This is a genomic window from Enterobacter cloacae complex sp. SYL001, assembly GCF_049237025.1.
GTDB lineage: Bacteria > Pseudomonadota > Gammaproteobacteria > Enterobacterales > Enterobacteriaceae > Enterobacter > Enterobacter intestinihominis.
Genome location: NZ_JBMKJI010000001.1, coordinates 245229 through 259386 on the forward strand (window position 1 = coordinate 245229; position 14158 = coordinate 259386).

Here is a 14158-nt window from a genome sequence, read left to right on the forward strand (position 1 = left end):
GGATCAGACACCTGCTTTCTTGAACGTCAGAGGAACGACGGTGTGGGCATCGTAACGTGCGGTGCATTCCGCCACGTCGCTGGCACCTGCCTTACAGGTCACTTCCGGCATCGGATAGCGTGAACCGTCGGTGCAACGAGCGTTTCCGCGCGTTTTGATCAACAGCTCGCCGTTGCTGTGTAATCCGGAAAAGACGTCTACCCGGCAGACAATGTTGTCGCCATGCACGACCCGGGCGAAACCTTTATTGTTCTGGATCTGGTAGCGCAGAGACGGCGGTTTGCCGGTGAGCGGATCCTGCACATCGAGAAACGCGCGCCAGGTGCCGTTCAGGAAGCGCGTTAACCCCGCTTTGACCTGGTTTGCTTCCATTACCATGGCATCTTTCGGTATCGCGGTAATGACCACCGGTTCGGCTGCCGGGGCAGGCGTCTTCACCTTCGGCTCTACCACTTCTGCCTGATGCAGTGGGAGTTTCAGCTCAAGCGGCTCAACCGTCTTCACGGGGGCCGGAGCAATGGCGACAGGTGCTGGCGCTGGTGAGGTAACTGGCGCTGCGGTCGGGGCCTGTTTTGGCCAGAGCAGCGGCGTGGCAATGGCTGCAATAATGACGGCGGCAACCGGCAGCAACCACAGGGGGGAGCGACGTTTTTTCTGCACCACCGCTGGTGCGGGCTCTGACGGCACGGTGTTCATGCGCACCGGCTCTGGCGTATACAGCTCATTTTCGGTGATACGCACGGTAGCCACAGGCGTGATAAGCGGCGCGTCGGCCTGCTCGAAGGTCACCACCGGGGCCGGTTCTGGCTCAGGTTCAGGTTCAGGTTCGTTAATCATCACGGGTTCAGGTTCAGGGACCAACGATTCTCGCAGGCAGTCCAGCACGTCGTCGCGCGCGTTTTCGTTAAGACTGACGAAACCCCAGAAGCAGATCACCGGTTTGCCATCCACCAGGAAAACAAAGTTTTCACCGGGAAACTGGAACGCTTTAGAGAGCAGAGATCCAAACAGTTGCTGCGCCGTTTTCGGTGACTGAAGGCATTTTTTACTCAGCGACTCCATGCTGGCGAGCGTGTTTTCCAGATAGCGCAGGGCGCGAAAACGATCGTCTTCATCCGCCGCCTTCCAGCTGGAGACGGTTCCCTCAACCGGGGAGTACCAGTCAACGCGATCGCCGCCGTCATTGACCTGAGGAATGGCCAGGCAATCGACGATAGCCTGCTGTTTGCGCAACCGAAGCGCTTCGCGGATTTGCAGCGCTGATTCAAAAACGGCCTGTCCGCCGCCGCCAACGGCCTGAAAATCATCCAGATTACCGCTGCGTAAAAGTGTTTTTGCCACGATTTGGTCCTGTAGACTTCTTCACGCCATTACTTTAGCGAATCAGGTAAGCAAGCAAACGGCGGAGGAGACGATAAAAGGGACGATTTCTTGCGGCATTGATCGTGACGGTTGTGCTTGACGAATAATGGACCTTAAGGCAAATCGGTTTCTGCGGGCTGATGTTAAAACCAGCGAAATGTACGGCTTTAGAATAACCTGATAGTGATTCGTTATTTGTCAGGCCAAAACGTCTGTGCTGTTATTACTGTTCACTATAATAAAACCGAAAGGGTCATAACCATGTTTACAGGGAAAACCGTGCTCGCCCTCGCGCTGAGCGCGCTGCTACCGGCAAGCGCCGCATGGGCGGCAAACAAAGACACCATTATCTACTGCTCCGAGGCGTCGCCGGAGTCGTTTAACCCGCAGATCGCCAGCTCTGGCCCCTCGTTTGTCGCCAGCTCGCAAACGCTGTATAACCGTCTGATTAACTTCGACCCGGTAAAAAACACGCCGGTGCCTTCTCTTGCGGAGTCGTGGACCATTTCGCCAGACGGCAAAACATACACGTTTACCCTGCGTAAAGGGGTGAAATTCAACAGCAATAAATACTTCAAACCGACCCGTGATTTTAACGCTGATGACGTTATTTTCTCCGTTATGCGTCAGAAAGACCCTAAGCATCCCTATCACAATGTTTCCCAGGGTAATTACGAATACTTTAATGACGTGGGCCTCGACAAGCTCATTCAGGATGTGAAAAAGATCGACGATTATCACGTTCAGTTCACGCTGAGCGAACCCAACGCGGCTTTCCTGGCCGACTGGGGAATGGACTTCGCCTCGATCCTCTCTGCCGAGTACGCGGACGCGATGCTGAAAAAGGGCACGCCTGAAAATGTGGACACCTGGCCAATCGGCACCGGGCCGTATGTGCTTCAGCAGTACAAGGTGGATTCGCTGATCCGCTACGTCGCCAATCCGAACTACTGGGACGGTGAGGTGCCGACCAAACACCTGATCTTCTCCATCACGCCAAACGTTGAGACGCGTCTGGCGAAGCTGCAAACGAACGAGTGTCAGATCATTCCTGCGCCGTCGCCGGTGCAGTTTGAAGCGATCAAGAAAAACAAAGACCTGACGCTGCACTCGGTGGATGCGCTGAATGTGGGGTACCTGGCGTTCAACACAGAGAAAAAACCGTTTGATAACGTGCTGGTGCGCCAGGCTCTGAATTACGCGACGGACAAAAAGGCCATTGTGAACGCGGTCTTTATGGGGTCTGGTACGGTCGCTAAATCGCCGATCCCGCCGAACATGCTCGGCTTTAATAAAGACCTGAAGGATTACGGCTACGATCCGCAAAAAGCGAAAGCGCTGCTGAAGCAGGCGGGTCTGGAGAAAGGCGCGGAAGTGACCCTCTGGTCCATGCCGGTTCAGCGTCCGTACAACCCGAACTCCCGACGCATTGCAGAGATGATCCAGGCTGACTGGGCGAAGGTGGGCGTGAAGGCGAAAATCGTCTCTTACGAGTGGGGGGAATATCTCTCCGGCATGCGCAAAGGCGAGCATGATTCCGCGCTGTTCGGCTGGATGTCTGATAACGGCGATCCGGACAACTTCGCCGATGTGCTGCTGGGTTGTAACAGCATCAAAACCGGATCTAACGCCGCGCGCTGGTGTGATAAGGGGTATGATGAGCTGGTGCAAAAGGCCAAACTGACCAGCAACCCGGACGAACGTGCGAAGCTGTATGGCCAGGCACAGGAGATTTTCTACCAGCAGGCACCGTGGATTGCGTTAGCTAACGGTAAAACGTTCTACGCGACCCGCAGCAATGTGACCGGGTACAGCGTAAGCCTGATGGGCAGCGATTTCTCGAAAGCGAAGCTGAACTGATCGTATTTTGCCGGGTGGCGGCTATGCCTTACCCGGCCTACGGGTGTCAAATGTAGGCCCGGTAAGCGTAGCGCCACCGGGCACGTGAAAAGGAGTGACAATGTCACATTTAAATGATGTTATCGCCCGCGTCGATGCCACCATCGAAGAGAGCGTAATTACTCACATGAACGAACTGCTGATCGAATTAAGCGATGATGTAGAGCTCAGCCGTGAAGATCGCTATACCCAGCAGCAGCGCCTGCGCACCGCGATTGCGCATCATGGTAAGCAGCATAAAGAAGAGGCGGAGGCGCGCCATGCCCACCTTACGCAGGGCGGGACTATTCTGTAAGGGTTAAAACTGGCGCCGTGCCACCAGCCAGGCGCCGACCACCAGCATCACTGCGCCGCAGACCGGGCCAACCAGCGCGCGCAGGGGAACGCCGTTGCTCTTGAGGATGTCCATCACCAGACCGCCAATCAGCTGGCTTGCCACCAGGACGGCAATGGTCGTTGCCGCGCCCACATTCTGATAGCCGCTAATACTGGCAAAGACAAAAAAAGACCCCAGCAGGCCGGGGATCAACGTCCACCAGCGCACCGTTGACGCCAGTTCGTTAAACCCCGCCAGGCCATTTTTCACCAGCAAAATGCTGACAAACAGCACAATCCCCACCAGCGAGTTCAGCAGCATGGCGATAAGAATGGTGGAGGAAGATTGCGTAATGCGCACCATCAGGGTGTTTTGCACCACCAGCCCAATGCCGGCGGCTACCAGAAACGCTAACGTCAACGATTGATTCATGGCAGAGCATCCGGATCGCTGCGCTCATCAAGCTGGAGCTGCATAAAGGTTAAGTCCAGCCAGCGACCGAATTTGGTTCCCACCTGCGGCATATTGCCGGTGGTAATAAAGCCAAGGGTTTCGTGCAGATGAATTGACGCCTGGTTCTGCGCCTCAATACCGGCAACCATCACGTGTTTACCGATCTGGCGGGCTTCCTTGATTAACTCCGTCATCAGCAGCCGGCCAATGCCTTTGCCCTGATGTTCGGGATGAACGTACACCGAGTGCTCCACCGTGTGGCGAAATCCGTCGAACGCTCTCCAGTCACCAAATGAGGCGTATCCCGTCACCACTCCGTCTTCTTCACTGACCAGAACTGGATAACCCGACAGAGTACGCGCCTCAAACCATGCGATACGGTTATCGTTGTCGACAGTTTTATCATTCCAGATGGCGGCGGTGTGCAGCACCGCATGGTTATAAATTTCACCGATAGCGGCACAATCTTCTTTGCAGGCATGACGAACAATCATGGGTAACCTCTGGCTGTGTTGTTCACTATAGTAGTACGATTTACTCACAATATTACACAGTTCTTATATTGCATCGCTACGACAAAATCCCTATTTTTTTGTCACAAAACTGCCCCGAAAAACCATCCGTACACTATAGTATGACGTCATGAATACAATGACAGACAATATGAATCAACGCATTAGCGCCCGCATACGCCTTGAACGCGAGTCGCGGGGCTGGTCATTAAGCGAACTGGCCGAACGGGCAGGTATCTCACGCGCCATGATCCATAAGATTGAACGGGGTGACAGTAGCCCAACGGCGACGCTGCTTGCGCGGTTATCCGGTGCCTTCGGTATTAGCATGTCTACGCTTATTGCGCGCGCGGAAATGCAGGAGGGCAAACTGTTACGTCTGGCGAATCAGCCCGTCTGGCGCGATCCGCAAACCCACTATTTGCGTCGCCATGTGTCGCCGCGCAGCGATATGCCTATCGACCTCGTCCAGGTGGAGCTACCCGCAGGTAGCGATGTGCCGATGCCCGCCTCCTCTTATGCGCTGGCACGACAGCTGATTTGGTTGCAGGCAGGTGAACTGGTCTTTCTGGAGGGGGATACTCGCCATGAAATGAAGGCCGGAGATTGTCTGGAACTCGGGCCGCCGAACGACTGCCGGTTTATCAACGAAACGGATGAATCGTGCCTTTATCTGGTCGTGCGGCTTAATCAGTCCGGCTCATAATGCACAGGCGAGCCGCAGGATAACGTGCCAGACTTGAATGACATTTTCAGCAGTAAGGAGCGATGAATGAGTCAATCTACTACGCAAAACCGACGCTGGGTACTGGCTTCCCGTCCACACGGCGCGCCGGTTGCCGATAATTTCCGCCTGGAAGAGCAGCCGATCCCCGCGCCCGCAGAGGGGCAGGTGTTATTACGCACCGTATGGCTCTCGCTTGATCCGTACATGCGAGGCCGTATGAGCGATGCGCCATCCTATTCACCTCCGGTCGAGATTGGCGCGGTGATGGTGGGCGGCACGGTAAGCCGCGTCGAGACCTCCCGTCATCCGGATTATAAAGAGGGTGAATGGGTTCTGGGTTACAGCGGCTGGCAGGAGTATGAACTATCCGACGGGCAGGGGCTGGTGAAGTTGGGTGAAAACCCGTCGCATCCTTCATGGGCACTCGGCGTGCTGGGGATGCCGGGCTTCACCGCGTATATGGGGCTGCTCGATATCGGCCAGCCTCAGGCAGGGGAAACCCTTGTCGTGGCGGCGGCCACGGGGCCGGTCGGCGCAACGGTGGGGCAGATCGGTAAAATCAAAGGATGCCGGGTCATCGGCGTGGCTGGCGGGGAGGAGAAATGCCGTCATGCGGTCGACGTGCTCGGTTTCGATGCCTGTCTGGATCACCATGCGGATGATTTTGACGAACAACTGGCTAAAGCCTGCCCGCAGGGCATTGATGTGTATTACGAAAACGTCGGCGGTAAAGTCTTTGACGCCGTGCTGCCGCTCTTGAATACCTCCGCGCGCGTGCCGGTTTGCGGACTGGTCAGCGGCTACAATGCGACCAACCTGCCGGAGGGTCCGGACCGCTTACCGCTACTGATGGGGACAATCCTGAAAAAACGCATCCGTATGCAGGGTTTTATTATCGCGCAGGACTATGGTCATCGTATTGACGAGTTCCAGCAGGAAATGGGCCGCTGGGTGCAGGAAGGCAAAATTCACTATCGCGAGCAGGTTACGGAAGGGCTGGACGCGGCGCCGGACGCCCTGATTGGCCTGCTTGAGGGGAAAAACTTCGGCAAGGTTGTGATCCGCGTGGCGGCCGACTAAACAGAGCATCGGTTATGGCGGGCAGTGTCCGCCATAATTATTTGTGAAGATACGATATATTGTCTTTAATTAATCCATAAGCTTTGCGCGCCTCGGCCCAGCTGAGCCAGAAGTGAAAAATGCAATATTATTTGAACGATTTTAATATTACGCGCGCCCCTCATACCAGGCATGACGATACAGGATATATCTAACCGGCGATGTTTTTTTAAACAGACGCTGAAAATGGCATTTTGTTTGGCTACGGGAATTAAACATGCTTGATTTGGAACATATGGAAAAAGCACAAAGAATCAGTCTGACTTTGCAAGTAGAGAACAGTTTAAAGGGAGCATTAATTACGGGCTCATTAAAACCTGGGGCTCGACTCGTTACAAAAGAGATTGCGGATAAATTGGGCACCAGTATCACACCGGTGCGCGAAGCCCTGCTGCGCCTGGTGTCGGCGGGGGCATTACAGGCCACGCCAGCGCAGGCGTTTTTGGTGCCAGAAGTGACGCTGGAACGCTATAACGAAATTAACGCCATCAGAAAGCAGCTTGAACCGATGGCCGTTGCGGCGGCGTGCCAGAATATGACCGAGACCAAACTGGATGCGTTACGCGCGCTGTCAGATAACTTCAGTGCCGCCATGCATCAGGGCGATGTACAGAAAGCGATCCATGCCAACCGCGTGTTCCGGTTCACGCTCTATCAGTATGCCGAGATGCCGACCCTTCACTCGCTGATTGAGCAGCTCTGGGTACGGATTGGTCCGTGCATTCACTATCTGCATGAAGAGTTAAGCGAGGTTCCCGCAGCGACCTATCATTATGACGATCTGCTTTCTGCGCTTGAGCAAAGGGATGTGACGGCCAGCCGGGAAGCGATCGACAAAGCCATTGATGAAGCCAATATTCTTCTGCAACGGCAATACTACAGTTAAGGATCCCTCTGGCGCACTTATTTGTTTATTTGTATCAAACGTCCTTGATTATATTCCCGGCGCATCAGGCAACCGGGAATGATGTTATTTTGCTTATTTTTTTACCGGCAACGTGCGCTGCCGGAGAATGGTTTACTCAAAACGATAAGAGACCGACAGGCCCACGCCATAGTTACGACCAGGGGCAGGTTCGTAATAGCGGTTGTAGCCAGCGTTAACAATCTCTGAACCGGCGTACTCTTTATCGAACAGGTTATCGACGCGACCAAAGACGTCCATTCCCCATTTGCCGTAGTTGAGTTTATACCCGGTATTCAGGCCCACTACGGTATAAGAGGGCGCTTTAGCGGTGTTGGTATCGTTGGCCATGACATCACTCATGTAGCGGGCATCTGCCCCTGCGTACCAGCCTTCCTCAGGCTCCCAGCCAAACGACACATATCCCATGTTACGGGCGATCCCCGGCATCCGGTTTCCGCTACAGTCTGCATTGCTACAGACGTTGGTGCGGTAGGTGGCATCAAGATAGGTCCACGCCATCTTCAGCTTCCAGTTCTCGGCAAACTGCTGGTCGAGCGCAATTTCCACACCCTGACGGCGCGTTTTTCCCGCGTTTTTATAAGTCGTGCGACCATCCTTGCTTTCGTCCACCACGATCTCGTTGTCGGTATCCGTGCGGAACAGCGCCGCCGTCAGGATGCCATTGCCGACGCGGGTTTTGCTGCCAATCTCATAGGTGTTGTTGGTGGACGGTTGCAGGTTCATATTGAGGCCACCTTTGCCATCAGAACGGTAGGAAAGTTCGTTGATGGTCGGCGTCTCAAATCCCCGTCCTGCCGCGGCATACAGGTTCCATGCGTCGGTCACGGCGTATTTCACCGCACCTGCCGGGAGCCATTTGTGGTAGCTGGCGTCGCCGCTGTCATCACCGTTTTGCGGGGTAATGTAACGATCGTTGGAGTCAAACCAGACGGAGCTATAACGTACGCCCGCCTCTAAGGACAGTTTTTGCGTTAGCTGCCACTGGGTTTGCAGGTAGGGATCCAGGTTCCACATCAGATTGCGTTCGTCACGGCGTTTATTACCCTTCACGCCATAATCTGGCACGCCGTTGTCCATAACGAAGTTCTCATACCCGCGACGATTTTCGCTCATGTTTTCGTAGTTCAACCCGGTGGTAAATGTCACCGGAACCAGCAGCTCACCGCGGTGGGTCCAGCGCGTATCAATACCCTGATAGTGACGCTGCATATCAATCACACCGCCCGAATGCGCAGAATTCTCGCGCTGAGTGGACGCCGGAATGGACTGGTACTGAGTCATTTCACGCTCACCGGCATACATCATCACGCTGAGGTCGTCCTGTTCGCTCAGCTGACGGTCGTAGCGGATCCCGGCCTGGGTCTGCTTAATGGTCTTACGCGTGTTGTACTGATCGCCACGTGGTGACTGGCGCGGGTTGTTCTGCCACTCCTGATAGCTCAGTCCGCCCGGATCGTTGGCTTTCATGTCCACGCTGTTAAAAATCAGCGTCAGCTTGCTGACATCATCAATACGCACGCCCAGTTTCGCGTTGGCGAGGTTTTTGCGCGCGCCGCTGTGGTCGCGATAGCCATGGGTGGTGAAACGGGTAGTGGATACGGCGTAATCCACATCGCCCGCCTGAGTACCATCACCCACCGCCCCGGTGGCCTTCATGCCGTAACGCCAGGTGCCGTAGCTGCCGTAATAGCTGCTGGCTTCAATGGTGGCTGGCTGTTGTCCGGTCTGGGTGTTGATGTTGATCACGCCGCCGGAGGCATTACCGTACAGGGCCGAGAAGGGGCCGCGCAGCACGTCGACGCTCTCTATGCTGTTGAGGTCAATGTTTGATGTCTGCCCCTGGCCATCGGGCATGGTTGCCGGAATGCCGTCCACGTACATGCGGATCCCGCGTACGCCGAAGGTTGAGCGCGCGCCGAATCCGCGAACGGAAAGTTGCAGATCCTGAGCATAGTTCTGGCGGTTCTGGATTTGCAGGCCAGGTACGCTCCCAAGGGATTCAGAAAGGTTGATGCGCGGTGTGGCATGTCGCATATCCTCGCCGCTCACCACGCTGACTGCGGCCGGGGTGTCCAGTTCTGAGACGGTTTGCGGCGTGGCGCTGACGATCAGGGTCTGTTCATCCGCGGCCATCGCACTCAGCGGGCCAAAAATGACGGGAACGAACAACAGGGGTAGTGATGCCTTATGGGCAGTAATAATTTTCATGGAGTAAGCCGGTTAAGAAAAAATTCGAACCAAATCAACTGGAACCTGTGTATATATGTTAAATCCTTTGTAAATGTTATGAAAACTATAACCGCACATTTCGTGAATGTAAGGTTTTGCAGGAAAGAAATACTCCACATTCAACTCATTAATGATTACTATTCTCATTAAAATAACGGCAAAGCGATGACTTTGCCCGCCGGAAGCGATGTCAGCGGTAAATCTCCTCATTTAAAAAGGAATTGTTATGTCTTTACGTCATCTGTGCTCGCCGCGCCTGCGTGGGTCTCTGCTGTTGGGCTCTTTACTGTTTGCCGGTACGTTCCAGGTTCATGCCGCTGAAGAGATGCTGCGCAAAGCGGTCGGCAAGGGCGCGTATGAAATGGCCGTCAGCCAGCAGGAAAACGCGCTGTGGGTTGCGACGTCACAAAGCCGCAAAACCGATAAGGGCGGCGTGGTCTATCGTCTGGATCCGGTCACGCTGGAAGTGACGCAGGCGATTCATAACGATCTCAAGCCGTTTGGCGCCACGATCGATAACGCCACCCAGACGCTGTGGTTCGGTAACACCGTCAACAGCGCCGTGACGGCGATTGACGCCAAAACGAGCGAGGTGAAAGGGCGCCTGGTGCTGGACGATCGCAAACGTAGCGACACGGTGAAGCCGCTTCAGCCGCGCCAGCTGGTGGCCGATGACACGACCAATACGGTATACATTACCGGCATCGGCAAGGAGAGCGTGATCTGGGTTGTTGATGGCGCAACGCTGAAGCTGAAGGACACCATCACGAACACCGGCACGTTCAGCACCGGACTGGCGCTGGATGCGAAGGCAAAACGCCTGTATACCACCAATGCGGACGGTGAGCTGGTGACCATTGATACCGCGACCAACAAAATCCTCAGCCGTAAGAAAGTACAGGAAGACGGAAAAGAGCACTTCTACCTGAACCTGAGCCTGGACACTGCCGGCCAGCGTGCGTTTGTGACGGATTCAAAACAGCCTGAAGTGCTGGTGGTGAATTTGAAAGATGGCAGCGTAATGCAGAAAATCGCCGCGCCAGAATCGCTGGCCGTACTGTTTAACCCGGCGCGTAACGAAGCCTATGTGACGCACCGCGAGGCGGGCAAGGTGAGCGTGATTGACGCCAAAACTTACAAAGTGACCAAAACCTTCGATACGCCGGTTTACCCGAACAGCCTGGCGCTGTCTGCGGACGGTAAAACGCTGTACGTGACGGTGAAACAGAAGTCCACCCGTCAGCAGGAAGCCACTCAGCCTGACGATGTGATCCGTATCGCGCTTTAAGGTGGGAATTGCCCGGTGGCGCTGCGCTTACCGGGCCTGGAAAACAATGAAATGCAGGCCGGGTAAGGCGTAGCCGCCACCCGGCTTTTTTATTAACGCGACGTCTCTTCCACCAGCGGACCATCCTGTTTGTCATCTCCAGGATGAACCGGGGCGGTACTGTGGATTTCATTCACGCGTTTACGCACGCCAAACCAGCCAGCAATCAACAGCACCGCCAGCAGCGGGATTGTGGCGATGGTGTAAGTACCGTTCGGGTAGTCGAAGGCCATCAGCACCAGCACACTCAACAAGAACAGCAGGGTAAGCCAGGAGGTCACCGGCGCGCCCGGCAGCTTGAAGCTGACGTCAGCCGCTTTCCCTTCTTTAATTGCTTTGCGCAGACGCATCTGACACACCACGATAAAGGCCCAGGAGGCGATGATGCCCAGCGCAGCGACGTTCAGCACGATCTCAAACACCTGAGACGGCACGAGATAGTTCAGGAACACGCCAAAGATATACACCACCAGCGTAGCCAGAATACCCGCGTAAGGCACCTGCTGCTTGCTCATCTTCGACATAAACTTCGGCGCAGAGCCCCCCATCGACATGGAGCGCAGGATACGGCCCGTCGAATAGAGCCCGGAGTTCAGGCTGGAGAGCGCGGCAGTCAGTACCACGATGTTCATGATGCTGCCCACGTACGGCACGCCCAGCTTAGAGAAGAAGGTCACAAACGGACTTTGCCCCGCCTGGTATGCATTCCACGGCAGCAGCAGTACCAGCAATACCACGGAGCCCACATAGAACAGACCGATACGCCAGATCACGCTGTTGATGGCTTTTGGCACCATCGTCTGCGGATCTTTACATTCACCTGCCGCCGTACCGACCAGTTCGATGGAGGCAAAGGCGAATACCACGCCCTGGACCAGAACCAGCGCTGGCAGCAGGCCGTGCGGGAAGAAACCACCGTTATCGGTAATCAGGTGGAAGCCGGTGGCGTTGCCGTCCAGCGGTTTACCGGTGCCGAGGAATACGGTCCCGACCACCAGGAAGATCACAATGGCCAGCACCTTCACCAGCGCGAACCAGAACTCCATCTCGGCGAACCATTTCACGCCGATCATGTTCATGGTCCCGACGATTGCCAGCGCCCCGAGGGCGAACACCCACTGCGGCACATCGCCAAACGCGCCCCAGTAGTGCATGTACAGCGCAACGGCGGTGATATCGACGATACCGGTCATTGCCCAGTTAACGAAGTACATCCAGCCCGCGACATACGCGGCCTTTTCACCGAGAAATTCACGGGCGTAAGAGACAAAGCTACCGCTGGAAGGGCGGTGGAGCACCAGCTCGCCGAGGGCGCGAAGAATGAAGAAAGAGAAGATCCCGCACACCAGATAGACCAGGGCGAGAGCGGGGCCAGCCATTTGCAGACGTGCGCCTGCACCTAAAAAAAGACCTGTACCGATAGCGCCGCCGATGGCGATCATCTGCACCTGACGGTTGCCCATCGCCTTGTGATAGCCCTCTTCATGAGAGTTCAACCAGCGACGTTTAGCAGCATGATGATCGGCTGCGCTTTTATTGCTTGTTTTCATTGAGTTACCTGTTTGCCTGTCTGAACCATTAACGTGATAGTCCTGCCTGGCAGAAGCCGAAACAAACGATTGCTTCTGCGCAGACACATGCTGCCTTTCCAGTCATTCTGTGTATGGATAAGGCAAAACATGGCGAGGCATCCTACCCGCAATTGATAAGCGACGCAAAATATAACCGTGCCGAAAGTGATGCTCGTCGAAGGAAATCGTGTGGTCAGAGCAGACTGCAATCACAACGCGCTGAATCGTGACGATTTTTTAGGCAAAAAGGTCTGTGAATGCTGATTTAATCATCAGGTTTACTTAATAGTTACCTATAGGTAGAGCTTATGGATGCCGCAGAGCTGCGATAAGTAATGAAAACGCGGAAGTGTGCTGGCGGCGGCTCGGATAATAGAGATGATAACCGGCAAAAGCCGGACACCAGGCTTCAAGCACACGCACTAACCGGCCCTCAGCAAGGGCGTCCTGAACCGCATCTTCCGGGACGTACGCCAGCCCCAGACCGTTTTCGGCGGCATCAATGCGTTGCGGCAGGCTGTTGAGGATCAATTGGCCGTCAACCCGCACGCGCAGCTCACGTCCGTCCCGTTCAAATTCCCAGGCATATAATCCGCCGCGTGTGGGCAGGCGCATATTAATGCAGCGGTGCTGATCAAGCTGCTCCGGCGTTTCCGGTACCCCGAAACGATGCAAATAGTCTGCCGACCCGACGACCGCCATGCGCATGTCCGGGGCAATACGTATCGCAATCATATCTTTCGCCACCTGCTCACCCAGACGCACCCCCGCGTCAAAGCGGCCATCGACAATATCTGTCAGCCCATCGTCCACCGTGACTTCAACGTTGATGTCAGGATACTGCGCCATAAAGGGTTTAAGCACAGGCCACAGCACGGCAGACATGGCGTGTTCCCCGGCGGTAAGGCGAATATTCCCGGCAGGTCTGTCGCGGGTATCACGCAGCGCGGTAAGTTCCTGCTCGATCTCCAGCAGATGGGGGCTTAAGCGCATGAAGAGTTGCTCGCCGGCCTCGGTAGGGGCCACGCTACGGGTGGTGCGGGTTAACAGACGGACTTCCAGCCTCGTTTCCAGATTGCGCATTGCGTGGCTGAGCGCCGACTGAGATACCCCAAGCTGCGCCGCGGCGCGGGTAAAGCTGCGCTCCCGGGCGACGACCATAAAGGAAAGCAGATCGTTGAAGTTGTCTTTTAACATGGCGGTTTACTCGATTTATGAATTGAATTCATGGTTCCTTTCTGATTATGCACTCTAATGCTCCCCATGGCTTTACGCTACTGTTAACGCAACAGCAAACGAGGAGTTAATCATGAAAATTATCCGTAGCGGTTCGCTACCTTCCGTTCAGGGGCCAGAGGCCTGGTTTACCGGCTGCGTGCGTATTGACGCGCCTTTCCAGGCGACTGAACCGGCAAAAGTCGGCGGCGCGACCGTCACCTTTGAACCCGGCGCACGTACCGCCTGGCATACGCATCCTCTTGGACAAACGCTGATCGTGACGCAGGGGTGCGGCTGGTTACAGGAGTGGGGGAAAGAGGCGGAACCGTTGAATCAGGGTGATATCGCCTGGATCCCACCCGGCGTGAAGCACTGGCACGGCGCAAGCGCGCAGACGGCCATGACCCATATCGCCATCGCAGAAGCTGTCGACGGGAGCCCGGTGGCATGGCTGGAGAAGGTCACCGACGAGCAGTATCCGAACGAGTAGCGGTAAG

The 14158-nt window shown here is 55.4% G+C and carries 13 protein-coding genes; 7 read left to right on the forward strand and 6 right to left on the reverse strand.

Going from position 1 to position 14158, the window contains the following annotated elements; genetic code table 11:
- Nucleotides 1–3: 3 nt before the first annotated feature.
- A complete protein-coding gene (locus tag ACOTZP_RS01125) occupies nucleotides 4–1341 on the reverse strand; it encodes an SrfA family protein (protein WP_404346918.1) in 1338 nt (445 codons plus the stop codon).
- Nucleotides 1342–1623: 282 nt separating this feature from the next.
- On the opposite strand from ACOTZP_RS01125, the gene ACOTZP_RS01130 reads away from it, so the two are divergent.
- Nucleotides 1624–3222, forward strand: a complete 1599-nt coding sequence (locus tag ACOTZP_RS01130; protein WP_058646538.1) for an ABC transporter substrate-binding protein — start codon at nucleotides 1624–1626, stop codon at nucleotides 3220–3222.
- A gap of 100 nt (nucleotides 3223–3322) precedes the next feature.
- Nucleotides 3323–3556, forward strand: a complete 234-nt coding sequence (locus ACOTZP_RS01135; protein WP_271074710.1) for a YdcY family protein — start codon at nucleotides 3323–3325, stop codon at nucleotides 3554–3556.
- Between the two features lie 3 nt (nucleotides 3557–3559).
- Here the strand turns inward: ACOTZP_RS01135 and ACOTZP_RS01140 are convergent, their stop codons facing one another.
- Together ACOTZP_RS01140 and ACOTZP_RS01145 are read right to left on the reverse strand one after the other, a co-directional pair.
- The gene (locus ACOTZP_RS01140; RefSeq protein ID WP_022648242.1) at nucleotides 3560–4009 is read right to left on the reverse strand and encodes a DMT family transporter; all 450 of its coding nucleotides are present in this window, start codon (nucleotides 4007–4009) and stop codon (nucleotides 3560–3562) included.
- Complete coding sequence (locus ACOTZP_RS01145; protein WP_063149901.1) at nucleotides 4006–4524, reverse strand: GNAT family N-acetyltransferase; 519 nt, start codon at nucleotides 4522–4524, stop codon at nucleotides 4006–4008. The genes ACOTZP_RS01140 and ACOTZP_RS01145 overlap by 4 nt, the downstream gene beginning before the upstream one ends.
- Before the next feature lie 148 nt (nucleotides 4525–4672).
- Between ACOTZP_RS01145 and ACOTZP_RS01150 the strand changes: the two genes are divergently transcribed.
- From ACOTZP_RS01150 to ACOTZP_RS01160, 3 genes are all read left to right on the forward strand, one after another.
- Nucleotides 4673–5248: a helix-turn-helix domain-containing protein gene (locus ACOTZP_RS01150; protein ID WP_017382277.1), complete on the forward strand. Its 576-nt coding sequence runs from the start codon at nucleotides 4673–4675 to the stop codon at nucleotides 5246–5248.
- 66 nt (nucleotides 5249–5314) lie between these two features.
- Complete coding sequence (locus tag ACOTZP_RS01155) at nucleotides 5315–6349, forward strand: NADP-dependent oxidoreductase (protein ID WP_022648239.1); 1035 nt, start codon at nucleotides 5315–5317, stop codon at nucleotides 6347–6349.
- Nucleotides 6350–6605: 256 nt separating this feature from the next.
- Nucleotides 6606–7274, forward strand: a complete 669-nt coding sequence (locus ACOTZP_RS01160; protein WP_022648238.1) for a GntR family transcriptional regulator — start codon at nucleotides 6606–6608, stop codon at nucleotides 7272–7274.
- 132 nt (nucleotides 7275–7406) lie between these two features.
- Here the strand turns inward: ACOTZP_RS01160 and pqqU are convergent, their stop codons facing one another.
- Nucleotides 7407–9524, reverse strand: a complete 2118-nt coding sequence (pqqU, locus tag ACOTZP_RS01165; RefSeq protein WP_271074711.1) for a TonB-dependent receptor PqqU — start codon at nucleotides 9522–9524, stop codon at nucleotides 7407–7409.
- A gap of 247 nt (nucleotides 9525–9771) precedes the next feature.
- Between pqqU and ACOTZP_RS01170 the strand changes: the two genes are divergently transcribed.
- Complete coding sequence (locus ACOTZP_RS01170) at nucleotides 9772–10833, forward strand: YncE family protein (RefSeq protein ID WP_022648236.1); 1062 nt, start codon at nucleotides 9772–9774, stop codon at nucleotides 10831–10833.
- Between the two features lie 92 nt (nucleotides 10834–10925).
- On the opposite strand, the gene ansP is transcribed toward ACOTZP_RS01170, so the two are convergent.
- Both ansP and ACOTZP_RS01180 read right to left on the reverse strand, forming a co-directional pair.
- A complete protein-coding gene (gene ansP, locus ACOTZP_RS01175) occupies nucleotides 10926–12422 on the reverse strand; it encodes an L-asparagine permease (RefSeq protein ID WP_022648235.1) in 1497 nt (498 codons plus the stop codon).
- Between the two features lie 327 nt (nucleotides 12423–12749).
- Nucleotides 12750–13640 carry a LysR family transcriptional regulator gene (locus tag ACOTZP_RS01180; RefSeq protein ID WP_108367598.1) on the reverse strand — a complete coding sequence of 297 codons (891 nt, stop codon included), beginning with the start codon at nucleotides 13638–13640 and terminating at the stop codon, nucleotides 12750–12752.
- Between the two features lie 112 nt (nucleotides 13641–13752).
- On the opposite strand from ACOTZP_RS01180, the gene ACOTZP_RS01185 reads away from it, so the two are divergent.
- Nucleotides 13753–14151 (forward strand): (R)-mandelonitrile lyase, encoded by a 399-nt coding sequence (locus ACOTZP_RS01185; protein WP_108367597.1) that lies wholly within the window; start codon nucleotides 13753–13755, stop codon nucleotides 14149–14151.
- The last annotated feature ends 7 nt before the right edge of the window (nucleotides 14152–14158 follow it).